The organism is Planobispora rosea (genome assembly GCF_014648175.1).
GTDB lineage: Bacteria > Actinomycetota > Actinomycetes > Streptosporangiales > Streptosporangiaceae > Planobispora > Planobispora rosea.
Genome location: NZ_BMQP01000006.1, coordinates 245755 through 271654 on the forward strand (window position 1 = coordinate 245755; position 25900 = coordinate 271654).

26 protein-coding genes and 1 tRNA gene are annotated in these 25900 nt (G+C 71.1%); 14 read left to right on the forward strand and 13 right to left on the reverse strand.

All coding sequences use genetic code 11. From position 1 onward, the window contains the following. Window positions 1–166: 166 nt before the first annotated feature. From IEZ08_RS08580 to IEZ08_RS08590, 3 genes are all read right to left on the reverse strand, one after another. On the reverse strand, window positions 167–970 hold the full coding sequence (locus IEZ08_RS08580) for an IclR family transcriptional regulator (RefSeq protein ID WP_068926416.1): 804 nt from the start codon (window positions 968–970) through the stop codon (window positions 167–169). Window positions 971–1011: 41 nt separating this feature from the next. Then, window positions 1012–1737 carry a CoA-transferase subunit beta gene (locus IEZ08_RS08585; RefSeq protein ID WP_068929119.1) on the reverse strand — a complete coding sequence of 242 codons (726 nt, stop codon included), beginning with the start codon at window positions 1735–1737 and terminating at the stop codon, window positions 1012–1014. A gap of 104 nt (window positions 1738–1841) precedes the next feature. Then, a complete protein-coding gene (locus tag IEZ08_RS08590; protein ID WP_068926415.1) occupies window positions 1842–2660 on the reverse strand; it encodes a CoA transferase subunit A in 819 nt (272 codons plus the stop codon). A gap of 214 nt (window positions 2661–2874) precedes the next feature. On the opposite strand from IEZ08_RS08590, the gene IEZ08_RS08595 reads away from it, so the two are divergent. The 3 genes from IEZ08_RS08595 to IEZ08_RS08605 all read left to right on the forward strand — a co-directional run bounded on the left by IEZ08_RS08595 (window position 2875) and on the right by IEZ08_RS08605 (window position 5541). Next, on the forward strand, window positions 2875–3033 hold the full coding sequence (locus IEZ08_RS08595; protein ID WP_176728599.1) for a hypothetical protein: 159 nt from the start codon (window positions 2875–2877) through the stop codon (window positions 3031–3033). Window positions 3034–3067: 34 nt separating this feature from the next. Continuing rightward, window positions 3068–4267 (forward strand): CynX/NimT family MFS transporter, encoded by a 1200-nt coding sequence (locus tag IEZ08_RS08600; protein ID WP_084780650.1) that lies wholly within the window; start codon window positions 3068–3070, stop codon window positions 4265–4267. Window positions 4268–4431: 164 nt separating this feature from the next. Next, window positions 4432–5541, forward strand: coding sequence for a glycerophosphodiester phosphodiesterase (locus tag IEZ08_RS08605; RefSeq protein ID WP_068926413.1), 1110 nt, complete (start codon window positions 4432–4434; stop codon window positions 5539–5541). A 48-nt stretch (window positions 5542–5589) separates the two neighbouring features. Here IEZ08_RS08605 and IEZ08_RS08610 read toward each other — a convergent pair whose 3' ends face one another. After that, window positions 5590–6111, reverse strand: coding sequence for a cysteine dioxygenase (locus IEZ08_RS08610; protein WP_068926412.1), 522 nt, complete (start codon window positions 6109–6111; stop codon window positions 5590–5592). Next, complete coding sequence (locus tag IEZ08_RS08615) at window positions 6108–7085, reverse strand: amidohydrolase family protein (protein WP_068926411.1); 978 nt, start codon at window positions 7083–7085, stop codon at window positions 6108–6110. The genes IEZ08_RS08610 and IEZ08_RS08615 overlap by 4 nt, the downstream gene beginning before the upstream one ends. Before the next feature lie 172 nt (window positions 7086–7257). Between IEZ08_RS08615 and IEZ08_RS08620 the strand changes: the two genes are divergently transcribed. After that, the gene (locus tag IEZ08_RS08620) at window positions 7258–8250 is read left to right on the forward strand and encodes a LacI family DNA-binding transcriptional regulator (RefSeq protein ID WP_068926410.1); all 993 of its coding nucleotides are present in this window, start codon (window positions 7258–7260) and stop codon (window positions 8248–8250) included. Window positions 8251–8274: 24 nt separating this feature from the next. Here IEZ08_RS08620 and IEZ08_RS08625 read toward each other — a convergent pair whose 3' ends face one another. Then, window positions 8275–8643, reverse strand: a complete 369-nt coding sequence (locus IEZ08_RS08625) for a phage holin family protein (RefSeq protein WP_068926408.1) — start codon at window positions 8641–8643, stop codon at window positions 8275–8277. Window positions 8644–8869: 226 nt separating this feature from the next. Here IEZ08_RS08625 and IEZ08_RS08630 point away from each other — a divergent pair, with 226 nt between their 5' ends. The 3 genes from IEZ08_RS08630 to IEZ08_RS08640 all read left to right on the forward strand — a co-directional run bounded on the left by IEZ08_RS08630 (window position 8870) and on the right by IEZ08_RS08640 (window position 10162). After that, the gene (locus IEZ08_RS08630; protein ID WP_218061771.1) at window positions 8870–9145 is read left to right on the forward strand and encodes a hypothetical protein; all 276 of its coding nucleotides are present in this window, start codon (window positions 8870–8872) and stop codon (window positions 9143–9145) included. Between the two features lie 65 nt (window positions 9146–9210). After that, window positions 9211–9609: an OsmC family protein gene (locus tag IEZ08_RS08635; protein ID WP_068926404.1), complete on the forward strand. Its 399-nt coding sequence runs from the start codon at window positions 9211–9213 to the stop codon at window positions 9607–9609. Window positions 9610–10088: 479 nt separating this feature from the next. Beyond that, window positions 10089–10162 (forward strand) — tRNA-Lys (locus IEZ08_RS08640). 57 nt (window positions 10163–10219) lie between these two features. On the opposite strand, the gene rfbB is transcribed toward IEZ08_RS08640, so the two are convergent. Further along, the gene (gene rfbB, locus IEZ08_RS08645) at window positions 10220–11197 is read right to left on the reverse strand and encodes a dTDP-glucose 4,6-dehydratase (RefSeq protein ID WP_068926402.1); all 978 of its coding nucleotides are present in this window, start codon (window positions 11195–11197) and stop codon (window positions 10220–10222) included. Between the two features lie 312 nt (window positions 11198–11509). Here rfbB and IEZ08_RS08650 point away from each other — a divergent pair, with 312 nt between their 5' ends. Together IEZ08_RS08650 and IEZ08_RS08655 are read left to right on the forward strand one after the other, a co-directional pair. Further along, on the forward strand, window positions 11510–12295 hold the full coding sequence (locus tag IEZ08_RS08650; protein ID WP_068926400.1) for an ABC transporter ATP-binding protein: 786 nt from the start codon (window positions 11510–11512) through the stop codon (window positions 12293–12295). After that, complete coding sequence (locus tag IEZ08_RS08655; protein ID WP_189241960.1) at window positions 12295–14805, forward strand: FtsX-like permease family protein; 2511 nt, start codon at window positions 12295–12297, stop codon at window positions 14803–14805. Before IEZ08_RS08650 ends, IEZ08_RS08655 begins: the two co-directional genes overlap by 1 nt. 110 nt (window positions 14806–14915) lie before the next feature. Here the strand turns inward: IEZ08_RS08655 and rfbA are convergent, their stop codons facing one another. Beyond that, the gene (gene rfbA / locus IEZ08_RS08660) at window positions 14916–15785 is read right to left on the reverse strand and encodes a glucose-1-phosphate thymidylyltransferase RfbA (RefSeq protein WP_068926396.1); all 870 of its coding nucleotides are present in this window, start codon (window positions 15783–15785) and stop codon (window positions 14916–14918) included. Window positions 15786–15935: 150 nt separating this feature from the next. Between rfbA and IEZ08_RS08665 the strand changes: the two genes are divergently transcribed. Continuing rightward, a complete protein-coding gene (locus tag IEZ08_RS08665; protein ID WP_068926394.1) occupies window positions 15936–17048 on the forward strand; it encodes a DegT/DnrJ/EryC1/StrS family aminotransferase in 1113 nt (370 codons plus the stop codon). Here IEZ08_RS08665 and IEZ08_RS08670 read toward each other — a convergent pair. The 4 genes from IEZ08_RS08670 to IEZ08_RS08685 are packed head-to-tail and all read right to left on the reverse strand — an operon-like array spanning window position 17011 to window position 20580. Continuing rightward, complete coding sequence (locus IEZ08_RS08670) at window positions 17011–18378, reverse strand: NDP-hexose 2,3-dehydratase family protein (RefSeq protein ID WP_189241961.1); 1368 nt, start codon at window positions 18376–18378, stop codon at window positions 17011–17013. The two genes, IEZ08_RS08665 and IEZ08_RS08670, sit on opposite strands and share 38 nt — an antisense overlap. After that, window positions 18375–19289 (reverse strand): NAD-dependent epimerase/dehydratase family protein, encoded by a 915-nt coding sequence (locus IEZ08_RS08675; RefSeq protein ID WP_084781083.1) that lies wholly within the window; start codon window positions 19287–19289, stop codon window positions 18375–18377. Before IEZ08_RS08675 ends, IEZ08_RS08670 begins: the two co-directional genes overlap by 4 nt. Window positions 19290–19345: 56 nt before the next feature. Next, the gene (locus tag IEZ08_RS08680; protein ID WP_068926390.1) at window positions 19346–19945 is read right to left on the reverse strand and encodes a dTDP-4-dehydrorhamnose 3,5-epimerase family protein; all 600 of its coding nucleotides are present in this window, start codon (window positions 19943–19945) and stop codon (window positions 19346–19348) included. Next, complete coding sequence (locus tag IEZ08_RS08685) at window positions 19942–20580, reverse strand: thioesterase II family protein (RefSeq protein ID WP_229802986.1); 639 nt, start codon at window positions 20578–20580, stop codon at window positions 19942–19944. Before IEZ08_RS08685 ends, IEZ08_RS08680 begins: the two co-directional genes overlap by 4 nt. A 267-nt stretch (window positions 20581–20847) precedes the next feature. Between IEZ08_RS08685 and IEZ08_RS08690 the strand changes: the two genes are divergently transcribed. Genes IEZ08_RS08690 through IEZ08_RS08705 form a run of 4 tightly spaced genes read left to right on the forward strand, consistent with a single transcriptional unit; the run spans window position 20848 to window position 25523 of the window. Further along, entirely contained in the window at window positions 20848–22092 is a 1245-nt protein-coding gene (locus IEZ08_RS08690; protein ID WP_068926387.1) for an activator-dependent family glycosyltransferase, read from the forward strand. Beyond that, window positions 22089–23609: an MFS transporter gene (locus IEZ08_RS08695; protein ID WP_189241962.1), complete on the forward strand. Its 1521-nt coding sequence runs from the start codon at window positions 22089–22091 to the stop codon at window positions 23607–23609. The genes IEZ08_RS08690 and IEZ08_RS08695 overlap by 4 nt, the downstream gene beginning before the upstream one ends. Window position 23610: 1 nt before the next feature. After that, window positions 23611–24516, forward strand: coding sequence for a proline iminopeptidase-family hydrolase (locus tag IEZ08_RS08700; RefSeq protein ID WP_068926383.1), 906 nt, complete (start codon window positions 23611–23613; stop codon window positions 24514–24516). Between the two features lie 32 nt (window positions 24517–24548). Then, entirely contained in the window at window positions 24549–25523 is a 975-nt protein-coding gene (locus tag IEZ08_RS08705) for an ACP S-malonyltransferase (protein ID WP_218061770.1), read from the forward strand. A 107-nt stretch (window positions 25524–25630) separates the two neighbouring features. Here the strand turns inward: IEZ08_RS08705 and IEZ08_RS08710 are convergent, their stop codons facing one another. Then, the gene (locus tag IEZ08_RS08710) at window positions 25631–25879 is read right to left on the reverse strand and encodes an acyl carrier protein (RefSeq protein ID WP_068926379.1); all 249 of its coding nucleotides are present in this window, start codon (window positions 25877–25879) and stop codon (window positions 25631–25633) included. Window positions 25880–25900 lie beyond the last annotated feature (21 nt).

The following is a 25900-nucleotide window of genomic DNA, read 5'->3' on the forward strand; positions in this document are numbered from 1 at the left end:
TCGGGGGCCGGGGCGGCGGTGCTTCCGCCGGTCGGCATGACACCGTCCATCGGTGGGGTGTCCATCGGTGCGGTGTCCATCGGTGCGGTGTCCATCGGTGAGGTGTCCGTCGGGGTAGCGCGCATCTGGTCCGTGTTCATCTGGTCCGTGTTCACCTGGTCGGCGTTCACCGGGGCAGGGCGGTGCCCCGCGTCCCGGTCGCGTGCAGGTCGGCCTCCACCCGTGCGGCCGTCGCGAGAAGGTGCGGCAGCAGGTCGCGCCGGGCGGACTCGGGGGTCGTCCGGCTGGCGTGCGAGGAGACGTTCATCGCCGCGACCACCCGGCCGGAGCGCTCCCGGATCGGGACGGCGAGCGAACGCAGTCCCTCTTCCAGTTCCTGGTCGACCATGGCCCATCCCTGGGAACGGACCCTGTCCAGTTCGGCGCGGAGCGCGGCGGGGGTGGTGACGGTCCGGCCCGTGAACGCGCGCAGCTCGGCGCGCTCAAGGTAGGCGTCGAGCTGGTCCGGGGGCAGCCAGGCCAGCAGCACCCGTCCCATCGAGGTGCAGTGGGCCGGGAAGCGGGTGCCGATGCTGATCGTCACCCGCATGATCCTGCTGGTGGCCACCCGGGAGACGTAGACGACGTCCTCGCCGTCGAGCACCGCCACCGAGGCGGACTCGTGGATCTCGGCGACGAGCCGCTCCAGGTGCGGTTCGGCGACCTCGGGCAGGGTGAGGCTGGACAGGTAGGCGTAGCCGAGCTCCAGGATGCGGGGCGACAGGGCGAACAACCGCCCGTCGGTGCGCACGTAGCCCAGATCCACGAGGGTCAGCAGGAACCGCCGGGCCGCCGCACGGGTCAGGCCGGTGGCGCGGGCCACCTCGCTGAGCGTGAGCTCGGGGGAGGCCGCGCTGAACGCCCTGATCACAGCCAGCCCCCTGGCCAGCGACTGCACGTGATCCGAGCCTCGGTCGACCGGTTCGGCCATCTGCACCTCCTCGTCCGATCGAACCCTAGCGGTAGGCCCCGCTATCCCTGCCGGCCGGTGAGGGCGCGCAGCGCGGCGAGCTCCCGCGGACCGGGGGGCTCGGTCTCGCGCAGGTCGGCGGCGACCGCGAGATCCCAGCCGGTGGCGGCGCGGACCCGGTCGACGGTGACACCGGGGTGCAGGTGGGTGAGGACCAGTTCGCAGGTGACGGGGTCGGGTTCGAGCACGCCGAGGTCGGTGATGACCGTCCGGGGGCCGCTGCCGCGCAGGCCCAGGCGTTCCCGGTCGCCGGGGCCCGAGCCGAAGCCGACCGAGGTGACGAAGTCCACGCGCTCGACGAACGTGCGCGGGCTCTGCCGTACGATCACGGTCACCTCGCGGCAGGAGGCGGCGATCTCCGGTGCCCCGCCCGCGCCGGGCAGTCGGACCTTCGGGTCGTCGTAGGTGCCGATCACGGTTGTGTTGATGTTGGCGAACCGGTCGATCTGGGCCGCGCCGAGGAAACCGACGCCGATGCGGCCGGGCTGGAGCCAGTAGTTGAAGATCTCCGGGACGCTCACCACGGCGTCGGCGGTCTCGGCCAGCTCACCGTCCCCGATCGAGAGCGGCGGGCGCTCGGGCTTGGCGCCGATGGTCCCGGACTCGTAGATCAGCACCAGGTCCGGGGCGTGGGTGCGGCGGGCGAGGTTGGCCGCGACGCTGGGCAGGCCGATGCCGACGAAGCAGGAGCCGCCCCGCAGCCGCCGGGCGGCGGCCACGGTCATCATCTCGTCGGCGGTGTACGGGTCCGCGCCGGGAGCGCCGGAGGATGCGGCGGAGGCGGGGGAGCCGGAGGGGACTGCGGGCAGGGGGGAGTCGGAGCGGGGGACGGTCATCGGCCGGCCTTCCGGGTCAGGACGTTCTCGTCCATCCAGGCGAGGAAAGTGTCGCGGTCCCGGGCGATGCCGTCCCAGGCCCGGTAGAAACCGTTGTCGCGGACGGAGTAGCCCGCGCTGTAGGAGGGGTGGGAGCCGCCGGGCGCCTCGGACACATGGGTGATCGCCCACTCGGGCAGGACGACCGCGCCGGGACGGGGCTGCAGCTCCTCGACGATCTCCTCCACGGTGACCAGGGAGCGCCGGGCCGCCAGCACGGCCTCCTTCTGCACCCCGGTGATCCCCCAGAGCTGCACGTTGCCGTGCCGGTCGGCGCGCTGGGCGTGCACGATGGCGACGTCGGGGTTGATCGCCGGGACGGCGGTGAGCTCCTCGCCGGTGAACGGGCAGGTGATGGGCTTGATGTTGGGGGTCCGGGAGGGCAGGTCGGTGCCCCGGTAGCCGCGCAGCACCGCGAACGGCAGGCCCGAGGCTCCGGCGACGTAGGCGTTGGCGATGCCCGCGTGGCTGTGCTCCTCGATCTCCAGCGGCGCCGGCCAGTGGTTCTGCACGGCGTCGCGGAAGCGGTGCAGCGATCCGACGCCGGGGTTGCCGCCCCAGGAGAAGACCAGTCGCCGGGCGCAGCCCATCCCGATGAGCTGGTCGTAGATCAGGTCGGGGGTCATCCGGATCAGGACGAGGTCACGGCGCCCCTGGCGGATGATCTCGTGTCCGGCCGCGTAGGGAATCAGATGGGTGAAACCTTCCAGCGCGACGCTGTCGCCGTCGCGGACGAGGTTCCCCACCGCCTCGGCAAGTGGGACCACCGTGGCCATTGCGCCCCTCTCATCGTGTTCGCTATGCGAACGTAGGTTCTCTATACGAACATACTGAGTCGGTCCGCTGGCGGTCAATTCACTGTGCCGCAGTCCCTGACGTGTGCCTGGGTGGATGAGAACCGGCCACGTACATTCCGCGATAGCGCATGATCTGCGGGGAGGATGGGTGTTCGCATAGCGAACGTTGTTCCCGGACCCCTCAGAAGGTCGGATGCGCCGCCGCCCCACCACTCTGGCCGCCGCGATCGAGCAGGGGCTCGACGTCAAGGTCGTGGCCAACGCGGTCGCCTCCACCGGCGAGCCGGGCAAGGACTTCAGTGCGGTCCTCGTGCTCAGGGGAAAGATCGACGTGCCCGCGCTGATCCCGTGAGAGGTCCCGCCGGGAGCTGTGCGAAGGTTGAGCGGTGGCTGAGCGTCGGAGTGGCCTGTCGTGGGCGGTGATGGTCGCGGGCTTCGTGCTCGCCGCGCTCAATCTGAGACCCGCGCTGGCGGGGATCTCACCGGTGCTCGACGAGATCATGAAGGATCTGGGGCTGAGCCCGGCCGGGGGCGGGGCGATCACCACGGTGATGGTCGTCTGCCTGGGCGTGCTGGCCCCGCTCGCGCCGCCGCTGGCCCGCCGCTTCGGCCTGGACCGGGTGCTCCTGGTGTGCCTGCTGGTCCTGGCCGCCGGGGTGCTGCTGCGCAGCGCGGGCACCGTGCCCGCGCTGTACGCCGGGGCGGCCGTCGCGGGCACGGCCATCGCGGTGGCGAATGTGATCATGCCCGCCGTGGTCAAGCAGCACTTCCCCGAGAGGGTCGGCCTGTTCACCGGGGTCTACGTGTCCGCCCTGGTGATGGGCGCGGCGGCGGCCTCGGGGCTGATGATCCCGCTGGAGCACGCCACCGGATACGGCTGGCGCGAGGTGACCGCGACGGCCGCGATCCCCGCCGTGGCGGCGGCCGTGCTCTGGCTGCCCCAGGCACTGCGCCCCCGGGCCGGCGCGCGGGCCGGGCGCAGATCGTTCCGCGCGCTGCTGCGCACCCCGGTGACCTGGCACGTGACGCTGTTCATGGGGTTCCAGTCGCTCACCTTCTACGTCACGCTCGCCTGGCTTCCGACGATCTTCCAGGAGGCCGGACTCCCCGCCGACCAGGCCGGATACCTGCTGAGCCTGTCCAACCTGGTCCAGGTGGGGATCGCGCTCGCGGTCCCGCCGTACGCGGGGAGGGCGCGCTCGCAGGTGCCGTATGTGACGGCCGCGACCCTGCTCACCGTCGCGGGGTACGCCGGGGTGCTGCTGACCCCCACGACCGTCCCGTGGCTCTGGATGGTCCTGCTCGGCATCGGCCAGGGGGCCGCGATCGCGCTGGCGCTGCTGATCATCGCGCTCCGCGCCCCCGACCCCGCCGCGGTGACCGCGCTGTCGGCGGTGGCGCAGTCGGCCGGGTACGCGCTGGCGGCGCTCGGCCCGTTCCTGATCGGCGTGCTGCGGGAGGCGTCGGGCGGCTGGACGCTGCCGCTGCTGGCCGGGCTCGGCGCATGCGGGGTCCAGCTGGCGGCGGGGTTCCTCGCCGGGCGCCCCGCGCCGGTGCGCGACTCCGCGCCCGCCGTCCGGGGGTGAGCGCCCGGACGACGCCCAGGGCGGCGCCCCGAGCGATGTCCCGGGCGGCGCTTCCAGAACTCCAGTCCCTCCGGACGCTTCAGTGACTGTCCGGACACCGAGGTGTCCGGAACCGGCCGTGCGAAAGGCACCCGGAAGTCACCCGCAATCTTTACGTTCCAGACATGATCCGTAGATTCGCCGCCGTGGCACTGAGCGTCATCGTGACCGGTACCGTCGCCGTTGTGCTGCACCAACCCGACCCCGCCGCGGCCGACCGCCGCGCCCGTGAGCCCATCGTCATCGGCCACCGGGGCGCCAGCGCCCACCGGCCCGAGCACACGCTGCTCTCCTACGAGGCCGCGATCGCACTGGGCGCCGACTACATCGAGCCCGATCTCGTCTCCACCAAGGACGGGGTGCTCGTCGCCCGCCACGAGAACGAGATCGGCGGAACCACCGACGTGGAGAACCACCCGGAGTTCGCGGCCCGCCGTACCACCAAGAGCATCGACGGGCGGCCGGTGACCGGCTGGTTCACCGAGGACTTCACCCTCGCCGAGCTGAAGACGCTCCGGGCCGAGGAGCGCATCCCCGACCTGCGCCCGGACAACACCGCCTTCAACGGGCTGGCGCAGATCCCGACCTTCGAGGAGGTCGTCCAGCTCGCGCAGAAGCACGGCGTCGGCGTCTACCCCGAGACCAAGCACCCCACCTACTTCGACTCCATCGGCCTGTCGCTGGAGGAGCCGCTGCTGGAGGTCCTGAACCGGTACGGCTGGAACGGGCGGCGGGCGCCGGTCTTCATCCAGTCGTTCGAGACCGCCAACCTGCGTGAGCTGAGCAAGAAGACGCGGCTGCCGCTGATCCAGCTGATCAACGCGACCGGCGCGCCGTACGACTGGGTCGCCGCCGGGGACCCCCGCACCTACGACACCATGGTCACCCCCGACGGGCTGCGCGAGGTGGCGAGCTACGCCGACGGCGTGGGTGTGGACACCCGGCGCATCGTCCCGGTCGGCCCCGACGGCCGCCTGCTCGCGCCGACCCGCCTGATCGAGGACGCCCACCGGGTCCGCCTGGCGGTCCACACCTGGACCATCCGCAACGAGAACTCCCAGCTCCCGGTGGACTTCCGGCTCGGCGACCCGGCCAGCCCGGTCTTCGCCCGCGCCACCGGAGACGTGATGGGCTGGCTGGAGAAGCTCTACCGGCTCGGCCTGGACGGCGTCTTCGCCGACGACCCGGGTGTCGCCCGCGCCGTCCGCGAGCGCGTCTTCGACCGCGGGGCGTAGCCCCGGAAGCCGTCAGGGCTCCGGGAGCTACCGGAGCTCCGCGAGCGGTCAGACGGCCGCTTCCACGGCGAGGAGCTCATTGTCCACGGGACGGAGCTCGTCGGCGTAGCTGACCGAGACGCGGCGCATGAGGCCGGTGCCGTCGATGGAGTACTGGCCCATGCGCCACAGCGGGGGGGAGTAGGCGTGGATCGACACGCTGCCGTGCTCCACCCCGGTCAGCCGGTGGATGTGGTCGGGACCGAAGGAGAACGACTCGCCCGCGGAGATCAGCGTCTCCAGGTGCTCGCCGCCGATGCGCGGGTTGCACTCCATGAGCGTCCCGGCCACCACCCGGACGGCCCCGGAGGAGATGTCGTGGTCGTGCCAGCCCGTGTCGTCCTCGGGCCGCCAGCACAGCAGCCAGACGTCCACGTAGGCGTCCCGGTGGAGGGAGGCGTAGTGCCGGCCGCCCTCCTCGGGGAAGGCCACCTGGGCCGCCCAGCGGGCGGGGTCGGCGGCCAGCCCGTCGACCAGGTCGCGCAGCTCCCGCCGGTCCAGGACGCGGTCGGGCAGGGACTCGATGCTCATCGCCTACGGGCTCCTTCCGGTTCGGCGGGCGGCCGGGGCCGGTGACGGTCCCGGTTCAGGAGGCGGCCGGGATTGGTGACGGTCACGGCGTGCCGGGCGGCCTCGCCGAGGACGGGTGCGAGGTCGGGGGCGGTGGCGTAGGGCCGATCGGAGCCGTTGACCACGACGTCGACGCCGAGTTCGCGGACGATCGCGTCGACGGCCCGGGGGCCGTAGGAGGAGGTCTCCACGAACATCCCGGGGTCCACCCGTCCCCGGCCGGGGCCGCCCCGGCTGATCAGCCGCTCGGAGTGGAGCGGGGCCAGCCCGGCCAGCAGGGCGAAGCAGACCCGGAGCCGGGGGTGGCGGGGGCGGCCGAAGGCGGCGAAGGCGAACCACGCGGCGTGCATCTGCTGGACGTACGGCACCACGGCGGGCCACCAGCCGGGGGCCTGCGCACCGGGGACCTGCGCGTCGGGGGCTTGCGGGCCGGATGCCACAGGGCTCCCGGCCGGGCCGGGGTGGACGAAGAGCGGCAGGTCGCGCTCCGCCAGCACGTCGAGCAGCGGGGCCACGGCCAGCAGGCCCTCCTCGGTCCCCACGGCCGTCGCGGGGAGCTGGAGCCCGGCCAGGCCGAGGTCGAGGGCCGCGCGGAGCCGTACCGGATCGACGTCGGTGAGGCAGGCCGCGGCCCAGGCGCCGAAGGGCGCGGGCAGGGCGGCGGCGTCCTCGTGGTAGGCGTCGATGAGCGGCCAGGCGTCCTCGGGCGGCAGCGACTCGATGCCGAGGGGGCTCGACAGGGACACCAGGGCCAGGTCGAGCTCCCGGTCCAGGGCGAGACGGGCGGCCGGGTCGTGGTCGAGCGGGTCGGCCGGGAAGGGGGGCTCGCCGTCGAGGTGGAGGGTCCAGCCGTCGAGGCGGGGCGGGGCCGTGCGGCGCCTGAGCGCCTCCGTGAAAGCGGGAGTCCACAGATGCTGGTGCACGTCGATCGTCATCCTCGCCTCCTTCCTTAATTACCTACCTAGAATACATGTAATCCCTTCCGCCTCGGACACCTACTGGTGAAGCGGTTCACTGAACCGTTTCAGTGAACCGCTTCACCAGATGGCTGTCAATCGGGGCCCACGACCTTCTCCCCCGGTCCCGGCAGGGGCATAGGCTGGGCGGGTGCCGCAGCCACGTAAACGCGCGACGATACGCGAGGTCGCCAAGGCGACCGGTCTCTCGCCCGCGGCGGTGTCATACGCGCTCCGCGGCATGCAGGTCTCCGAGGAGACCATCGAGCGGGTCCGCCGGGCGGCCGAGGAGCTCGGCTACGAGGCCGACCCGATCGCCCGCGCCCTGGCCAGCGGCCGGACCGGGACGGTCGGCCTGCTCTGCGGTTCGCTGGAGGACCTCTGGCAGCAGGCGCTGGCCGTCCGCATCGGCCGCGCGCTCAAGGACAACGATCGCTACGCCCTCATCCTCGACGCCGCGGGCGACCCGGCACGCGAGCGCATCCTGGCCCGGCAGCTCCGCGACCAGCGGGTGGACGCGCTGATCGTGCAGCCGGTGGACCCGGCGGCCGCGTTCTGGGCCGGGCTGTGCGAAGGGCTGCCGGTGGTGGCGATCGGCGACGCGCTGGCGGGGGCGCGGACGGCGGGGGAGGTCGTGTTCGACAACCGGGCCGGGGTGACCCTGGCGCTGGAACACCTGCGTGACCGGGGGCACCGCCGCGTCGCCGTCCTCACCCCCACCCGGGCGAGCACCCCCGACCGCCCCGCCGACGTGCACGTCCTCGCCGAGGCCGGGCGGCTGGGCATGGACATCGAGGTCGTCACCGCCCCGCACGCGCTGGCGGCGGCGACGGAGGTGGCCGACACGGTGCTGTCCGCCGGCCACCGGGCGTTCTTCTGCTTCGCCGACTCGATCGCCTACGGGGTGTACGCCGCGGCGACCGAGCGGGGGCTGGCGATCCCCGGAGAGGTGGCCGTGATGGGCTACGACGACCATCCGATGTCCGGGCTGCTCAGCCCCGGGCTGACGACGGTCGACTGGGACATCGGCGGCATCGTCCGCGCGGCCGTCCGCCTGGTCATGGGCGCCGCCGACGGCGGAACGCCCCACCACGGCCGGATCGTCCAGGCGCCCCAGCTGCGCGAGCGCGGCTCGGTCGGCTGACCGCCGGGCCGCCTCGGGCCTGCCTCAGTCGCCGAGCACCAGGTCGAGCAGCCAGCTCACCACGCCGACGACGATCGCGCCCCAGAAGGCGGCCCAGAAGCCCGCCACGTGGAAGGGGAGGTCCACCTGGGCCGCGATCCAGCTGGTGAGCAGGAGCAACCCGGCGTTCACGATGAGGGCGAACAGGCCGAGGGTGAGGATGTAGAACGCGCAGCCGACGGTCTTGATGATCGGCTTGAGGACCGCGTTGACGAGACCGAAGATGAGGGCGACCGCGAGCAGGGTCAGGACGTTCCTGCTGGTGGTGTCGCCGGAGACGGTGATGCCGTCCACCAGCTCGGTGGCCACCCACAGGGCGGCCGCCACGGCGAGAATTTTGACGATGATCTTCACGTTCGGGCGTCCTCGCGGGGTTGGTCGGATGGGCTATGGGACTCAAGAGCACCAGGTTCTACCAAGACCCTAAACATTCCGGGGTCGTCATGGCGGCTGCCGTACCGCGATCTCCCGGTGATCTCCCGGAGCGGGGCCGCGGCGGCCACGAGACGCCCGTCCGGAGCGCCGATCGTGCATGGCTCCCCGGATCTGCGGGCAGATGGGGCCTAAGGGGGTGTGTTCGGTGGAAACGGACCAGCTAGAGGAGTTGTCGGCCCAGGAGCTGCACGAGCGTTCGGTGCGCTATGCCGTACGTCATGGAGACTTCGGCTTCTTGTGGGAGCTGCTCAAGGTGATCCCGGCGGCCGAGGCGGCCAGCGGGCACGACCAGGAGACGGCCAACGATCTCAGTCGGGTCTCGGCCCTGCTCAGCGATGCGATGGCCTCGGGAGAGGGTGAGCTCGCCGAGGCGTTGCGTCCGTTCTATATCGACTACCTGTCCAAGCACGCCGACGCCTGAGGGAACCGTTGTCCGTTCTGTCGGCTTCGATAGGGTGATCGGCAGTCGAGGAGAAGGGACACGCTGTGGCGTCGGTGAACGTGGAGCGGACCGAGAACGGGTATGTCGCGCGTAACGACCGGGGCGCGGAGGTCGCCATGGGCGGCGGTGACGAGCAGGGCGTGTTCACCCCGGTCGAGCTGCTGCTCGCCGCGCTCGGCGGCTGCAACATCGTCACGGTGGAGCCGCTGACCGCCAAGCGCGGCCACCGGCTGGTCCGGCTGGCGATGACCGTCCACGCCGAGAAGGTCGAGACGACGAAGCTGGGGCCGATCACCGTCTCCTACGACATCGAGCTGCCCGAGGGCGACGAGCAGGCGGAGGAGGTCTTCCGCGCGGTCGCCCACCGGGTCGAGGAGAAGTACTGCACGGTGAGCCACGCCCTGCGCAATGAGACCGAGGTCGTCCTGGAACTGCCCGTCTGACGGCCGGTGGCCCGGACGGCCGGTGGTCAGACGGCCAGCCGGACGGCGGTCCGGTCGGTTCGGGTATACCAGGCCAACTCTGTATGTAGCCCCAGAATCAACCTGTCGATGACGTGCTCGTTGCAATCGGCTCGCTAGTGTTGAAGACAGATCAACGAGGTCTGCGGGCTTCGTGGGATCGCACGGAGACTTTCACCGGAAACAGGACGCGGGTACCGCGTCCCATGCGAGCCGCCGGAGTCTAGGGGGAGACGGCCGGCAAGGCCCGCGAGGTAGAGGCGGGGCCGGACGGTTGGGGGAACCGTCCGGCCCCGCGCCTCCTTTTCCGCCCCTCCCGCGTTCTCTCCCCTCCCGCGTTCTGCCGTCCTTCGCTCGCCGGCCCTTCCTTTCCCCGCTCGTCCCGCGCCGCCCTCGGCCGCGTCCCGGTTCGCGCGAGGTGCGTTCCGCCTGGCGGGGCTGCTAGAGTTAACCCATCGCAGGCGCCGCTAGCTCAGTTGGTTAGAGCAGCTGACTCTTAATCAGCGGGTCCGGGGTTCGAGTCCCTGGCGGCGCACCGGAGAGAGATCCCAGTCCATGACCATGGGCTGGGATCTCTTTCGTGTTCCGGCGGTCACGTCCCGGCGGTGGCGACGGCCGTCCGGCCGAGCAGGGGCTGCCACCACGACCGGTTGTCCTGGTACCACCTGACCGTGTCGACCAGGCCCGAGGCGAAATCCTTGCGGGGGCGGTAGCCGAGCTCGCGGCGGATCTTGGACCAGTCGACGGAGTACCGCAGGTCGTGCGCCTTGCGGTCGGGTACGTGCTCGACCATGTCCCAGCCGGCGCCGCAGGTCTGCAGCAGCAGCTCGGTCAGCTCGATGTTGGTGAGCTCGGTGCCGCCGCCCACGTTGTAGACCTCGCCGGGCCGGCCCGCGCCGCGGACCAGTTCGATGGCGGTCACGTGGTCGTCGACGTGGAGCCAGTCGCGCACGTTGAGCCCGTCGCCGTAGAGCGGGACCTTCAGCCCGTCGAGCAGGTTGGTCACGAACAGGGGGATGACCTTCTCGGGGAACTGGTAGGGGCCGTAGTTGTTGGAGCAGCGGGTGACGCGCACGTCCAGGCCGTGGGTGCGGTGGTAGGCCAGGGCGAGCAGGTCGCTGGAGGCCTTGGAGGCCGAGTAGGGCGAGTTCGGGCGCAGCGGGTCGGTCTCGGGCCAAGAGCCCTCGCTGATCGAGCCGTACACCTCGTCGGTGGACACGTGGACGAAGGTCCCGGCCCCGTGCCGGACCGCGGCCTCCAGCAGGACCTGGGTGCCCAGCACGTTGGTGTGGACGAACTCGCTTCCGCTCCCGATCGACCTGTCGACGTGGGACTCGGCGGCGAAGTGCACGATCTGGTCGTGGTCGGCCGCCAGCGCGTCGACCAGGACGGGGTCGCAAATGTCCCCGTGAACAAAGTTGATCTTGTCGTGCACGGCCGCCACGTTGGCGAGGTTGCCCGCGTAGGTGAGCTTGTCCAGGACCGTGACGCTGACGCCGTCCCTGGCGGCGATGGTTCTGACGTAGTGGGAGCCGATGAATCCGGCCCCGCCGGTGACGAGAATCTTCACGGTTGCTCTCCAGCAAAACAGATGCAGATCAATTGGTTACCGCACGCCGTACAGAAGACGGGAGCCGTCGGATGACGGCTCCCTGATCTCGGTCCTCGCGAGAGTGGTTTCCACGATGGCGACGTTCTGACTCGGCGCTAATGGCACCACCTCTCTGTTATTCGCAAATCCTCGCAAGCTCGATGACATGACCATATCCAGTGATATTTGCGGTAGGTAACCCTTAAGTCATAGGGCGTGACCCCTGACCGCCCCCTGAAAACCCCGGGTCCGCGTTGACCCTCCGCGCGCGGGGGACGGATGCTTCCGACCATGAATCGACACATCCAGGCAGGCGAGATCGTCAGACTGGAATCGGTGCGAAAGACCTACGGCGAGAGCGGCGGTCGGGTGGATGCGCTCGCCGGTGTGACGATCGGCTTCCGCAAGGGCAGCCTCAACGCGATCATGGGTCCCTCCGGTTCCGGGAAGAGCACGTTCCTGCACTGCGCGGCCGGCCTGGACCGGCCGACCTCCGGCTCGATCGAGTTCGAGGGGAGAGATCTGACCAAGCTCAACGAGGTCGAGCTCACCAAGCTCAGGCGGGACCGGATCGGCTTCATCTTCCAGGCCTTCAACCTGCTGCCCGCGCTGGACGTCACGCAGAACGTCACGCTGCCGCTGAGACTGGCGGGCAGGCGCGCCGATCCGGCGCGGGTACGCGAGATCATCTCCCGCGTGGGACTGGCCGAGCGGAGCGGGCACCGGCCGGCCGAACTCTCCGGCGGGCAGCAGCAGCGCGTGGCCATCGCCCGCGCGCTGGTCACCGACCCGGCCGTCATCTTCGCCGACGAGCCCACCGGAGCACTGGACACGCGGACCGCCATGGAGGTCCTCAGCCTGCTGCGGGAGTCGGTGGAGCGGGACCAGCAGACCGTGGTGATGGTCACCCACGACCCCGTGGCCGCCTCCTACGCCGACCGGGTCGTCTTCCTGGCGGACGGGCAGCTCGTGGACGAGATGCACCGCCCCAGCGCCGACCAGGTGGCGCAGCGGCTGACCCGGCTGGGCGCGTGGGACGACAAGCGTCCCGCCTCACCGGTCGGAGGTGGCTACTGATGTGGGGCCTGGCCCTGAGCACCCTGCGATACCGCCGCAGCGCCTTCGTCGCGGGGTTCCTCGCGGTCTTCCTCGGGGCCGCGATCATCACGGCGTGCGGCGGGCTCATGGAGACCGGCATCCGCCTGGACGTGCCGCCGCAGCGGCTGGCCGGAGCGGACGTGGTGGTCACCGGCGACCAGGTCTACACGCTGCCCAAGGCCAATCCGTCCGATGAGGACGAGGACACGCAGTGGGGCACACTGCCCGAGCGGGTCAGGCTGGAGGCGTCGCTGGTCGCGAAACTGGGCCAGGTGCCCGGAGTGAAGTCCGCGGTGGCGGATGTGAGCTTCCCCGTGGTCCTGGACGGCGCGCCGGTGACCGGGGCGAGCTGGCCGTCGGCGGCGCTGTCGTACCGGATCGCCGAGGGCAAGGCGCCCGCCGGCGCGGGCGAGATCGCGCTGGGCGGCGGCGGCCACGCCGTGGGCGACGAGGTCGAGGTGGCGGTGCGCGGCGAGATCGCGACCTTCCGCGTCTCCGGTCTGGTCACGGGTGCCCAGGCGCCCGGTGTCTTCTTCCCGGCCGGGGAGGCCGACCGGCTCTCCGGGCACCCGGGCCGCATCGACGCCGTCGCCGTGGTCGGAGACGTCACACCCGAGCAGCTGAAGGGCGCGCTCGCCGGAGTGCCCGCCGTGGCGCTGACCGATGACGATCGAGGGCTGGCCGAGTTCCCGCGCGCCCTGACCAGCAGCGAGAGCCTGATCGTGATCGCCGCCGTGTTCGGCGCCATGGCGATCATGGTGGCGATGTTCGTCGTGGCCGGGACGCTCGGCCTCGCCGTGCAGCAGCGCCAGCGCGAGATCGCCCTGCTGCGCGCCATCGGCACCACCCCTGGCCAGGTGCGCAGGATGGTACTGGCCGAGGCGATGGCCGTCTCGGCCCTGGCCACGGTGATCGGCGCGTTCGCCGGCTTCTTCGTGGGACGCTGGCTCTTCGACCGGCTGGTGGGCGCCGGTGTCGTCCCCGCGGAAGTGGTCTTCCGCCACGGTCTGCTGCCGGCGGTCGTCGGGGTGGCCGTCTCGCTGCTCACCGCGTTCCTGGCCGCGTACGTCACGGCGCGTCGCGCCGCGAACGCCCGGCCCACCGCGGCGCTGGCCGAGGCCGAGGTCCCCGCCTACCGGGGGCTGCGTCCCGTGCGCCGGGTGATCGCCGGGGTGTGCTTCCTGGGCGGCATCGCCCTGGCTCTGGTGACGGTCCTGTTCATGAGCGGCCCGCTGAGCAGCAGTACGGCGGGACCCGCGGTGCTCGTGTGGGTGCTCGGGCTCGCGCTGCTGGCTCCGGCGATCACCACGGCGCTGGTCAAGCGGGTACGGCTCAGCGGGCCGATGGGCTACCTGGCCGTCCACAACGCCCGGTCCCGTGCCCTGCGCGTGTCGGCGGCGGTGGTGCCCGTGATGCTGGCCACCGGCATGGCCACGGCCAACCTCTACATGCAGACGACGCAGCTCGACGCCACGGAACGCGCCTTCACCGACAGCATCAGCGCCGACGCCGTGCTGACGTCCGCCGACGGCGGGCTGCCCGCCGGGCTCCTGGCCGAGGTGCGCAAGCTGCCGCAGGTCGGCGCCGAGGGCGCGAGCGAGCTGGTGACCAGCACCGCGTACGTGGAGAAGCCGCACGACAACTGGCAGCGCGAGGAGGGGTGGCCGGTGCAGGGCGTCACCCCCGAAGGGGTGGCACGCACCCTCACGCTCCGGCCGGACCAGGGCAACCTGGCCGACCTGCGGGGCGACACGATCGCGCTGGAGGCGGACCACGCCGCGGCGATCGGTGACGGCGTCGGCATCGGTGACACGGTGACCGTCCGGCTCGGTGACCGCTCCGCCGTGGAGCTGAAGGTGGTCGCCCTGTTCTCCGCCCGGACGGGCGCGGAGAAGTTCCTGGTGCCGGCGGAGGTGCTCGCCCCGCACACCACGGCGGGGGCCGCGCCGCAGATCCTGGTCAAGGCGGCCCCGGGAACCTCGTCCGACGAGCTGACCGGCGCGCTGGCCGGCCTGGCCGGGAAGTGGCCGGGGGTGGTGGCCGCCGACCGCGCGGCGCTGACCGCCGGGCACGCGGAGGCACAGCAGACCCAGGCGATGGTGAACTACCTGCTCGTCGGCCTGATCCTGGCCTACACGGCGATCTCCATGGTCAACACGCAGGTCATGGCCACCGCGCGCCGTGCTCGGGAGTTCGGGCTGCAGCGGCTGGTCGGCTCGACCAAGGCACAGGTCATCAGGATGATGACGCTGGAGAGCCTCATGGTCGCCGCCTTCGGCGTGCTGCTCGGCACGATCGCCTCCCTGATCACGCTGGTGCCGTTCGCGATCACGATCGGGGCGACGCCGTTCCCGTCGGGCTCACCGATGATCTACCTGGGTGTGGTCGCGTTCGCCGTCCTGCTCACGCTGGCGGGCACGCTCGTACCGGCCTGGCAGGCGATGCGCGACCGTCCGGCCGACGCGGCGAAGATAGCCGCGGCCCTCTGAGACGCGGGAGCCCGGCGCGGCCCGGCTCAGCTCAGCTCAGCTCAGCGAAGAGAACGAGGCACACACGAATGTGGTCCCGCCCGGATGGGCGGGACCACATCGCTTGCTCCTCAGGCCGCGTAGGCGATGGTCATCACGTACTGGCCGTAGCTGGACTTGCCGAGCTCCACCCCGAGCCGGTAGCAGGCCTCGGCGTCGATGAACCCCATGCGCAGGGCCACCTCCTCCACGCAGGCGATGCGCACGGCCTGGCGCTCCTCCAGGGTCCGCACGTACTGCCCGGCCTGCAGCAGCGACTCCGGCGTGCCGGTGTCGAGCCAGGCGAAACCGCGGCCCAGGTTCACCAGCCTGGCCTGGCCGCGCTCCAGGTAGGTGAGGTTGACGTCGGTGATCTCCAGCTCGCCCCGGCCGGAGGGCCGGAGGTTCTTGGCGATGTCGACCACCTGGTCGTCGTAGAAGTACAGCCCGGTCACCGCCAGGTTGGAGCGCGGTTCCGCGGGCTTCTCCTCGATCGAGAGGATCGCGCCCGACGCGTCGACGTCGGCCACGCCGTACCGCTCCGGATCGCGCACGGGATAGCCGAACAACACGCAGCCGCGCACATCCCTGGCGTTCTCCTCCAGCAGGTCGGAGAAGGCGTGGCCGTGGAAGATGTTGTCGCCCAGGACCAGCGCCACGGTGTCCCCGCCGATGAAGTCGGCACCGATCAGGAACGCCTCGGCGATGCCCTTCGGCTCGGCCTGCTCCGCGTAGGAGAGACTGATTCCCAAATGTGAGCCGTCGCCGAGCAGGCGGCGGAAATGGGGCAGGTCGCCCGGGGTGGAGATGATCAGAATATCCCTGATCCCGGCCAGCATCAGCGCGGAGAGCGGATAATAGATCATTGGTTTGTCGTTCACCGGCAGCAATTGTTTCGACACCGCGAGCGTGATGGGATGGAGCCGGGTGCCCGACCCGCCGGCGAGAATGATGCCCTTCATGACGTGACAACCTCCTTTTTGATTCGAAAGATAGGTCAGCCGGAAAGCGGCGGGCAAGGAGGCGTTTCGTTTTCTGTGGTCGATTAGGGGTTGTCCGGCGCCGCAGCCGAATTTTAAGGTGATCTGGAATCACGGAGAAAGGAAGCTGTAATGGCCACTCTGGTGTGGGACTATCTGCGCGAATATGAGAACGAGCGCGCCGACATCCTCGACGCGGTGGAGAAGGTGTTCGCCTCCGGCCGGCTGGTGCTCGGTGAGAGCGTGCAGGGCTTCGAGGAGGAGTTCGCCGCCTACCACGGCCTGCCGCACTGCGTCGGCGTCGACAACGGGACCAACGCCATCGTGCTGGGGCTGCAGGCCATCGGGGTGAAGCCGGGCGACGAGGTCATCACGGTCTCCAACACCGCCGCGCCGACCGTGCTCGCGATCGACGCGGTGGGGGCCACCCCGGTCTTCGTCGACGTGCACGAGGACAACTACCTCATGGACGTCTCCAAGGTGGAGGCCGCGATCACCGACCGCACCACCTGCCTGCTCCCGGTCCACCTGTACGGCCAGTGCGTCGACATGGCCCCCCTGCAGGCGATCGCCGACAAGCACGGCCTGGCCGTCTTCGAGGACTGCGCGCAGGCGCACGGCGCCCGTCACCACGGCAAGCCCGCCGGCACCTTCGGCAAGGCGGCGGCGTTCTCGTTCTATCCCACCAAGGTGCTCGGCGCCTACGGCGACGGCGGCGCCACCGTCACCGCCGACGACGAGACCGACGCACGCCTGCGCAGGCTGCGCTACTACGGCATGGAGAAGGTCTACTACGTCGTGGAGACCCCCGGCCACAACAGCCGCCTGGACGAGGTGCAGGCGGAGATCCTGCGGCGCAAGCTGACCCGCCTGGACGACTACGTCGCCGGCCGCCAGGCCGTGGCGGCCAGGTACGCCGAGGGGCTGGGGGACACCGAGCTGGTGCTGCCCAAGGTGGAGGAGGGCAACACCCACGTCTACTACGTGTACGTCGTGCGGCACCCCAAGCGCGACGAGATCATCGAGCGGCTGAAGGCCTACGACATCCACCTGAACATCAGCTACCCCTGGCCGGTGCACACGATGACGGGTTTCGCCCACCTCGGGTACCAGAAGGGCCAGCTCCCCGTGACCGAGGAGCTGGCCCATCAGATCTTCTCACTGCCGATGTACCCGTCCCTGCCCGTGGGCGTCCAGGACAAGGTCATCAGCGCGATCCGAGAAGTGCTCGACTCGCTGTCGTAAGACGCGTGGTCGTGAGACTGTGCAGGCACGCCATCAGACTGCGTGCCTGCACATTCATGTAGTAGCTGTGCCGCATCAGCTCGCCGAGCTGGTGCACGGTCAGCCAGCGGTACTCGGGGTGGGGACCGGTGAAGCCCGCGTCCACCTCGATGACCACGTAGCGGTTGAGCGCGTGGTGGAACCGGCCGCCCTCCTCCGAGAGGATCGTGTCGTACCTGATCGCGGCGGGGTCGGCGCCGAGGACCTGGTCGAGGTAGGCGGGCCGGGCCGTCGGGGGCAGGTGCCAGTAGTTCTCCGGCGTGCACTGCACGGTCGGGGCGAGCTCCACCACGTCGGCGTAGCCGGGCTCGGTCCGGGCGTGCATGAGCACGTGGAGCACGCCGTCGATCGGGGCGACGAGGAAGGCCACGACGCCCTCGCCGATCGGCTTGATCATGGGCTGCGCCCAGCCCTGCACCTCCCGGCCGCGCGCCTCGACGTTCACCCCGATGACGTCGAAGAAGCACCCCGTCTCGTGGGACACCCGGCCGTCGGCGAGCTCCCAGCCGCGCACGCTGTTGAGCGGGATGCGCTCGGCGACCACGTCGGTGACCGAGCGCCGGTCGGTGATCCACGTCAGCACGTCGCCCATGGTGTGGACGCCGGGCAGCCGGGGATCGAAGGAGCGGGCGAGCGCCCGGTGGAAGTCGTCGTCCTCCCCGTCCTGCAGGCCGTACGGCAGGCAGGACAGGACGGTCCGGGCATCCATGTTGACCAGGTCCTCCACCGCGAGCAGCTCGTGCAGCTCCGCCAGCGTCAGCCAGCGGAAGCCGTCGAGGAGCTCGACCTCCTCGGCCACCTCGACGACCATGTTCCTGTTGCGCTTGCGGTAGAACCAGGCGCCCTGCTCGGACTGGCGCACGTCGGTCAGGACGCGGTGGCGCGAGGTGTCGCGGAAGTAGTCCAGGTACGGCACCGGCCGCCCCTGGTGGACCCGCGTGTAGTTGCTGCGGGTGGCCTGCACGGTGGGGGACAGCTGCAGGCCGCGGCGGTTGCCCGGCTCGATCTTGGCCTGCATCAGGTAGTGCGGCACCCCGTCGAAGCGCTTGGAGAGGATGCCCAGGATGCCCACTTCGGGCTGGTTGATGATGGGCTGGGTCCACCCGCTCACCGGGGCCTCCGGCCGGCTCACCTCCAGTCCCTCGACGGTGAAGAACTTGCCGCTGTGGTGGCGGATGTTGCCCGTCGCCGGATCGCGCTCCCAGCCGGGCAGCTCGTCCAGGCCGACGACGGAGACGTCCATGGAGGAATGGGCGGCGAACTCCTCCAGCCACGTGAGGGTCGTGCTCATCGGTGCTCCTGGGTGTCGAAGGAGGTCCACATGTCGCGCAGCGACTCGTCCAGGCCGACGACCGGGCGCCAGCCCAGCAGCCGCCCGGCGAGCGTGATGTCGGCCCTGGTCCAGTCGCCGCCCTTGCTCTCCACCCGGTCGTGCTGCTCCTGCAGCACCTCGGGCGGGAAGCCGGCCGCCGCGACGAGCAGGCGCACCAGCTCGCGCAGTTCGACGGCGACGCCGCGGCCGATGTTGACCGCCCGGCCGCGCTCGGCGCTGCCGATCGCCCTGACCACCGCGTCGGCCAGGTCACGCACGTCGAGGTAGTCGCGGCGCGCCGGGGCGATCGTCAGCTGGAGCGGCTCGCCCGGGAGCAGCGCCCTGAGCTTGCCGGTCACCATGCCGAGGAAGCTCGCCTCCGTGGTGTACGGCCCGCAGACGTTGACCGCGCGCAGCACGATCGCGTCCAGGTCGGCGGCGTCCAGCACGACCTGGGAGCCGGCCTGCTTGGTCCGGGCGTAGGGGGTGGCGGGACGCGGCTCGATCCCCTCGTGGATGAGGACGCCCTCGGCGATCGGGCCGTACTCGTGGATCGTGCCCAGGTGCACCAGCCGCGGCGGGCGCGGCAGCAGGCGCAGCGCCTGCACGAGCCGCTCCACCAGGCGCACGTGGGCGTAGGCCATGTCGGCCTCCTCGCGTGCCCATCCGCCGGTCGCGTTGACGACGGCGTCCACGCCCTCCAGCAGTTCGGCCAGTACGGGCGCGGGGGTGGCCGCCACGTCGAGCGCGGCGAAACCGTACCGGCCGATGTGGGCCGCCGGATGCCTGGCCACCGCGAGCACCTCGCCGCCGGCCCGGGCGACCGTGGCGCAGACCTGGCGCCCGACGCAGCCCGTCGCGCCGAGCACGGCGACCGTCCGCCCGCTCATCGGCCCGCCCGCCGGTCCGTTCGCCGGCCCGCCGGCGGGTCCGTTCGTCGGCCCGTTCATCGGAACGTGTCCCCGATCGCCTGGCTGACCCGGTACTCGGGCAGCAGGCCCAGCTCGGCGGCCTGGGCCAGGGTGGGCGCGACGCTGTCACGCTCCGACTGGATGAGCGTCAGGTCGCTGGGGAACTCCAGGCCGATGTCCGGGTCCAGCGGGTCGATCGCCAGCTCGTGGGCGGCCACGTAGGGAGAGGAGATCATGTACGACATGACGGTGTCGTCCTCCAGCGCCAGGAACGCGTGCCCGACACCGGGAGGGAAGTACATCGCGCGGAAGTCCAGCGGGTCCAGCACGGCGGAGTCCCACTTGCCGAAGGTGGGGGAGCCGACCCGGATGTCGACGATGATGTCGATGGCGCTGCCGCTCGCGCAGTACACGTACTTCGCCGTGCCCGGCGGGGTCAGCGTGAAGTGGATCCCGCGCAGCACCCCGCGCCTGGACCGGCTGTGGTTGGTCTGCGCCACGGGGAAGAGCTTGTGCCCCAGCGCCGCGACGAAGGCCTCCTCCTGGTACGGCGAGACGAACACGCCGCGCTCGTCCGGGAAGGACTGCGGGGTGAATTCGTAGGCGCCGGCGACGTTGAGCGGACGGTACTTCACTGGCGCTCCTTGGCGAGTTCGGTGATGATGAGCTGCTGGATCTGGGTGGCGTGGTCGACGAGGAAGAAGTGGCCGCCGCCGTAGACCTTCATCTCGAAGCCGGCCGAGGTGTGCTCGCTCCACGCGGACACCTCGTCGAGCGTGGCCATGGCGTCGTCGTCGCCGGTCAGCGCGTGGATGGGGCAGGTCAGGCGGGGGCCGGGCCAGTAGCGGTAGGTCTCGGCGGCCCGGTAGTCGCCGCGCAGCGCGGGCAGCACCATGCGCAGCGCCTCCTCGTCGCCGAGGAGCTGGGGCGCCGTGCCGTCCAGATTGGCGAGCTGGGCCAGGAGGGCCTGGTCGTCGGCGAGGTGGACGCGCTCGTCGCGGAAACGCGACGGCGCCCGCCTGCCGGACACGAACAACGAGCTGGGCGGCTGCTCACGCTGCTGCAGCCGCAACGCCACCTCGAAGGCGAGGGTGGCGCCCAGGCTGTGCCCGAAGAACGCGACCGGCAGGTCGAGCCACGGCGTCAGCTCCCTGCTCACATGGTCGGCCAGCTCGCGCAGGTTCCCAATCGGCTGCTCGTGGCGCCGGTCCTGGCGCCCCGGATACTGCAGGGCCAGCACCTCGATCCACGGCGGCAAGGCGCGCGACAACGGGAAGTAGAAGCTCGCCGAGCCGCCGGCATGGGGAAAACAGATAAGGCGGACCTGCGCGTCCGCCGAGGGGTGAAAACACCTCACCCACAGATTCGATTGCTGCTGAATTTGTGTCATCGACATACTCAGAAAATGACAGTGGCCTTTCTATGCGCTCAACCCCTATCGCTCCCCTGAAGTGGGAGATAAGGGTTCAGTCGCGATCACTCACCGCGCTAGCCTCGGAGCCGCGGCTTTCCCTCGCCCATGCACCCGGGAGGTCTAATGCGCGTTCTATTCACCACTCTGGCCGCCACGTCGCATCTCAATAATCTCGTTCCGCTCGCCTGGGCGTTGCGGGCCGCCGGTCACGAGGTCTGCGTGGCCAGCCAGCCCAATCTGACCGAAGCGATCACCCGGACCGGGCTCACCGCGGTCTCCGTGGGCGAGGAGATGGACAAGGCGACCGGCAACGAGTCGTGGGGCGGGCGTGACGGCTCACCGTACGGGCTCGGCTTCGACCTGGCGGAGACCAGGCCGGAGGTGCTGACGCCGGACTACGTCCACGGCGCGCTGTCGGCTTACACGTCCGTCATCTGCGAGTACCTCTCCGGTGAGGAGATGACCGACGAACTGGTCGACTTCGCCCGCTGGTGGCGCCCGGACCTCGTGGTCTGGGACTCGCTGACCTACGCCGGCCCGGTGGCCGCCATGGCGTCCGGCGCCAGGCACGCCCGCACGCTGGTGGTCATGGACCACTGGACGCGCATGCGCGGCCTGCACGCCGAGCTCGTGGGCGGCGAGGACCCGCTCACGACCTACCTGACCGGCAAGCTCTCCCGGTACGGCGTGGCCTTCGCCGAGGAGGCCGTGACGGGGCAGGTCACGATCGACCCGCTGCCGTCCTGGAGCCGCCTGCCGCTCGCGGTCGAGCGGATCGCCATGCGCTACGTCCCCTACAACGGCGCCGCCGTCGTCCCGGCCTGGTTGCAGCGGCCCGCCCGCCGGCCGCGCGTGTGCCTGACGCTCGGCGTCACCGGCGACGCGTTCGGCATGGGAGAGGGCGCCGTGTCGGTGTCGGAGCTGCTGGCCGCGATCGCGGCGCTGGACGTCGAGGTGATCGCCACGGTCAAGCCGGGGCAGCTCACGCCGGGGACGGAGCTGCCGGACCACGTCCGGCTGCTGGACTTCGTGCCGCTGAACGCGCTCGCCCCCACCTGCTCGGCGATCATCCACCACGGCGGCGCCGGCACGCTGGGCACCGCGCTGGTCCACGGTGTGCCGCAGCTCATCGTGCCGAGCAACATCTGGGGAGAGTCGGTCTACGCCGCAGCCCTGGCCGGTACGGGGGCGGGCCTGGCGATCCCGCCGGCCGAGCTGACCGCGCCGGTGCTGAAGGACTCGCTGCGCCGCCTGCTCGACGAACCCGCGTTCGCCGAGCGCGCCGCGCACATCCAGCGGGAGATGGCCGCCACGCCGAGCCCCCGCGACGTCACTGTCCGCCTGGAAGAAATGGTTGAGGAGAGATGAGTTCGATGACCCAGGGCACCGAGGGCAAGGCCACCCGGAGGGAGTGGATCGGCCTGGGTGTGCTGATGCTGCCCGCCCTGATCGTCTCCATGGACAACACGATCCTGTTCCTCGCGACCCCGTTCATCAGCGCCGAGCTGAATCCGAGCGGGTCGCAGCTGCTGTGGATCCTCGACTCCTACGCCTTCATCCTCGGCGGGCTGCTGATCACCATGGGCACGCTCGGCGACCGGATCGGCCGCCGCAGGCTGCTGATGACGGGAGGACTCGCCTTCGCCGCCGCGTCGGCGCTGGGCGCCTTCTCCACCAGCGCCGAGATGCTCATCGTGGCCCGCCTGCTCATGGGTGTGGCGGGTGCGACGCTCGCGCCGTCCACGCTGTCCCTGATCCGCAACATGTTCCACGACCCCCAGGAGCGCACGACCGCGATCGGCGCGTGGACCGCGGCCTTCGGCGGCGGCGCCCTGGTCGGCCCGCTCCTCGGCGGGCTGCTGCTGGAGCGTTTCTGGTGGGGTTCGGTCTTCCTCATCAACGTGCCCGTCATGCTGCTGCTGCTGGTGCTGGCGCCCCTGCTGCTGCCGGAGTACCGCGACCCCCGGCCGGGCAGGTACGACCTGCTCAGCGCGGTGCTGTCGCTGATCGCGGTGCTGGGTGTGATCTACGGAATCAAGCGCCTCGGGGAGGACGGGTTCGGCGTGGAGGCCGCCGTCGCGATCGCGGCCGGCGCGGTCGCCGGGATCGTCTTCTGGGTGCGGCAGCGCCGGCCCCAGCCGCTGCTCGACACCTCGCTCTTCCGTGAGCGCGGTTTCAGCGTGCCGCTGGTCGCCAACACGATCTCGCTGTTCGCCATGGTCGGCATCGGCCTGTTCACCGCCCAGTACCTCCAGCTCGTGCTCGGCATGCAGCCTTTCACCGCGGCCCTGTGGTCCATCGTCTCCGTGGTCGGCATGGTGGTGGCCACCTCGCTGGCGCCGCAGCTGGTGCGCGCGGTCCCGCACGGCGTGGTGATGGCCGCCGGCCTGGCGATCGCGGCGGCCGGTTTCGCCGTCATCACGCAGGCGCAGGTGGACTCCGGCCCGGCGCTGGTCGTCATCGGCTCGGCCGTGACCTCGCTCGGCCTCGGCATGGTCATCACGCTCGCCTCCGACCTCATGGTCTCCGCCGCTCCGCCCGAGCGCGCCGGCGGCGCGTCGGCGATCTCCGAGACCGGGACCGAGCTGGGCGGCGCGCTCGGCATCGCCGTGCTCGGCACCATCGGGAACGCCATCTACCGTTCGCGCCTGGAGGCCCCGCCGGGCGTGCCCGAGGAGGCGGTGGACGCGGCGAGCACCACGCTGGGCGCCGCCGCCGAGACGGCCGCGGGCCTTCCGGCCGAGGCGGGCGGCGCGCTGCTGCGGGCGGCGCGCGAGGTGTTCGTGGACGGCATGCACGTGGCCGCGATCTCGGTGGGCGGGCTCGTGCTCGTCACGGCGCTGGTGACCCTGTCGCTGCTGCGGCGTACGAAGGCGGGTGCCTGAGATGGCGCCCGCGGCCACCGCCAAGGGCAACGTGCCCTTCGGCCCGTACACGACCTGGTACCGGGTCACCGGCGACCTGCGCTCGGGTAAGACCCCGCTGGTCATCGCGCACGGCGGTCCCGGGAGCACCCACGACTACCTGCTGCCGATGGCCTCGCTCGCCGCGACCGGGCACCCCGTCGTCCACTACGACCAGCTGGGCAACGGCGGCTCGACGCGGCTGCCGGACAAGGGCGAGGAGTTCTGGACCGTCCAGCTCTTCCTCGACGAGCTGGACAACCTCCTGCGCCACCTGCGCATCACCGACCGGTATGCGCTGTACGGGCACTCGTGGGGCGGCCTGCTCGCAGCCAAGCACGCCTCGGCCCGGCCCGCCGGGCTGCGCGGCCTGGTCATCGCCAACTCCCCGGCCTCCTACCCGCTGTGGCGGCAGGAGATGAAGGTGCTGCGCGACCAGCTGCCTGCGGGCGTGGACGAGACGCTGCGCCGCCACGAGGAGGCGGGCACGACCGACACCGACGAGTACTTCGCGGCCATGCGCGTCTTCTACGACAAGCACGTCTGCCGCGTGCAGCCCTGGCCGCGCGAGTTCTTCGCCTCCTTCATGGAGATCCATCACGACCCGACCGTCTACCACACGATGAACGGGCCGACGGAGTTCCACGTCATCGGCTCGCTGCGGGACTGGGGTGTGGAGGACTGCCTGCCCGACATCGCGGTGCCCACGCTGGTGCTGTCCGGCGCGTACGACGAGGCGACGCCCCCCACGGTCCAGCCGTTCGCCGACGCCGTCCCCGATTCCCGGTGGGTGGTGTTCGACGAGTCCAGCCACGTGCCCCATCTGGAGGAGCCCGAGCGCTTCACCGAGGTGATGACGGGCTTCCTCGCCGAACTGGAGAAGCAGTGAGCGCGGGAGCGGCGGTGAACGCGGGAGCGGCAGTGAGCACGGGAGCGGGGATGAACGCGGGAGCGGTGGCGAGGACGGCCCTGGTCTTCCCCGGGATGGGGCCCGCCTCCTTCGCCGAGGTCGGCAAGTTCATGGTGATCAACCCGTTCGCGCGCAAGCTGGTGGCCGCGGCGGACCGGCGGCTGGGCTACAGCCTGGTCGACCGGTTCGCCGCGGCCGAGGGCCACTACAGCGAGTACGCGCAGGTGGCCTTCATGGTCAACTGCGTGGCCCTGGCCCAGTGGGCCGAACGGGCGCTGGAGGTCGAACCGGTCGCGGCCACCGGCGTCAGCTTCGGCGCCAAGCCGGCCGTCGCCCACGTCGGCGCGCTCGGGCTGGAGGACGCCGTGTGGATGACGGCGGAACTGGCCCGCCTGCAGGAGGACTACTTCGCGACCGAGTTCCGCGACCTGGTCACCCACTCCTTCGTCAGAGCGCCGGCCGAGCGGCTCGCCGAGGTGCTGGCCGAGCTGGAGGACAGGGGCGAGTGGCACGAGATCTCCTGCCGCGTCGACTCCGACTTCGTCATGCTGACCCTGCGCGAGTCCAACCTGGACTGGCTGGAACGGCGGCTGCGCTCGATCGGCGCCCTGTCGCTCTACACCATGCGGCCTCCGCTGCACTGCACCGTGTTCGGGGCGTTGCGCGAGCGGGCGGAGGAGGAGGTCATCGGCCGCCTGCGGTTCGCCGATCCGGCCGTACCCCTCCTGGCCGACCAGGACGGGCGGCGGGTGACGACGGCCGAGGGGGTCCGGACCCTGCTGCTCGACGGGTTCGACCACGCCGTGCGGTGGCCGGCCGTGGTCTCGGCGCTGCGGGACATGGGCGTCACACGGGTCTGCGTGGCGGGGCAGGACACGCTCTTCGGGCGGGTGCCGGTCACCAGGAACGCCTTCGAGGTGGTTCCGGCCACACCGTACACGGCGACGCGACCCCGGCCACGCAGGGCGGCCGGGGTCGCGTCGTGAGGAACGCCGTGAGGAACGTCGTGCGGAACGTACGGAACACCGGAAGGGGCCTGGCCGTGGGCCGGGCCCCTTCCGGGTCAGCCGATTCCGGGTCAGCCGATTCCGGGTCAGCCGACCGGCTCGCGGGCGGCGCTCAGCGCGTCCCACAGCCGGCCCGGAGAGGCGAAGGTGTCGAGCATCAGCGCGTCCTCGCCGAAACGCGTCCCGTAGGCGCTCTCCAGCGTGCCGAGCAGCTCCACCATGCCCAGAGAGTCCAGGCCGAGATCACGCAGGCCGGTCTCGGGCTCCAACGGCTCATCGGTGGCCAGGAAAGGCAGAAAACGGCGCAGGATGGCTTCGAACTGCTGGTCCCACATAGCGACTCCCGTCGTTTGGAT

What these genes read in the sequence shown, in the direction of transcription:
- IEZ08_RS08605 (WP_068926413.1), top strand. Translation starts at nt 4,432, where the DNA reads ATGATCCGTAGATTCGCCGCCGTGGCACTGAGCGTCATCGTGACCGGT.
- IEZ08_RS08665 (WP_068926394.1), top strand. Translation starts at nt 15,936, where the DNA reads ATGGCCACTCTGGTGTGGGACTATCTGCGCGAATATGAGAACGAGCGC.
- rfbA (WP_068926396.1), bottom strand. Translation starts at nt 15,785, where the DNA reads ATGAAGGGCATCATTCTCGCCGGCGGGTCGGGCACCCGGCTCCATCCC.
- IEZ08_RS08670 (WP_189241961.1), bottom strand. Translation starts at nt 18,378, where the DNA reads ATGAGCACGACCCTCACGTGGCTGGAGGAGTTCGCCGCCCATTCCTCC.
- IEZ08_RS08615 (WP_068926411.1), bottom strand. Translation starts at nt 7,085, where the DNA reads ATGACGATCGACGTGCACCAGCATCTGTGGACTCCCGCTTTCACGGAG.
- IEZ08_RS08595 (WP_176728599.1), top strand. Translation starts at nt 2,875, where the DNA reads ATGCGCCGCCGCCCCACCACTCTGGCCGCCGCGATCGAGCAGGGGCTC.
- IEZ08_RS08655 (WP_189241960.1), top strand. Translation starts at nt 12,295, where the DNA reads ATGTGGGGCCTGGCCCTGAGCACCCTGCGATACCGCCGCAGCGCCTTC.
- IEZ08_RS08580 (WP_068926416.1), bottom strand. Translation starts at nt 970, where the DNA reads ATGGCCGAACCGGTCGACCGAGGCTCGGATCACGTGCAGTCGCTGGCC.
- IEZ08_RS08585 (WP_068929119.1), bottom strand. Translation starts at nt 1,737, where the DNA reads ATGATGACCGTGGCCGCCGCCCGGCGGCTGCGGGGCGGCTCCTGCTTC.
- IEZ08_RS08695 (WP_189241962.1), top strand. Translation starts at nt 22,089, where the DNA reads ATGAGTTCGATGACCCAGGGCACCGAGGGCAAGGCCACCCGGAGGGAG.
- IEZ08_RS08700 (WP_068926383.1), top strand. Translation starts at nt 23,611, where the DNA reads ATGGCGCCCGCGGCCACCGCCAAGGGCAACGTGCCCTTCGGCCCGTAC.
- IEZ08_RS08710 (WP_068926379.1), bottom strand. Translation starts at nt 25,879, where the DNA reads ATGTGGGACCAGCAGTTCGAAGCCATCCTGCGCCGTTTTCTGCCTTTC.
- IEZ08_RS08590 (WP_068926415.1), bottom strand. Translation starts at nt 2,660, where the DNA reads ATGGCCACGGTGGTCCCACTTGCCGAGGCGGTGGGGAACCTCGTCCGC.
- IEZ08_RS08610 (WP_068926412.1), bottom strand. Translation starts at nt 6,111, where the DNA reads ATGAGCATCGAGTCCCTGCCCGACCGCGTCCTGGACCGGCGGGAGCTG.
- IEZ08_RS08675 (WP_084781083.1), bottom strand. Translation starts at nt 19,289, where the DNA reads ATGAGCGGGCGGACGGTCGCCGTGCTCGGCGCGACGGGCTGCGTCGGG.
- IEZ08_RS08690 (WP_068926387.1), top strand. Translation starts at nt 20,848, where the DNA reads ATGCGCGTTCTATTCACCACTCTGGCCGCCACGTCGCATCTCAATAAT.
- IEZ08_RS08650 (WP_068926400.1), top strand. Translation starts at nt 11,510, where the DNA reads ATGAATCGACACATCCAGGCAGGCGAGATCGTCAGACTGGAATCGGTG.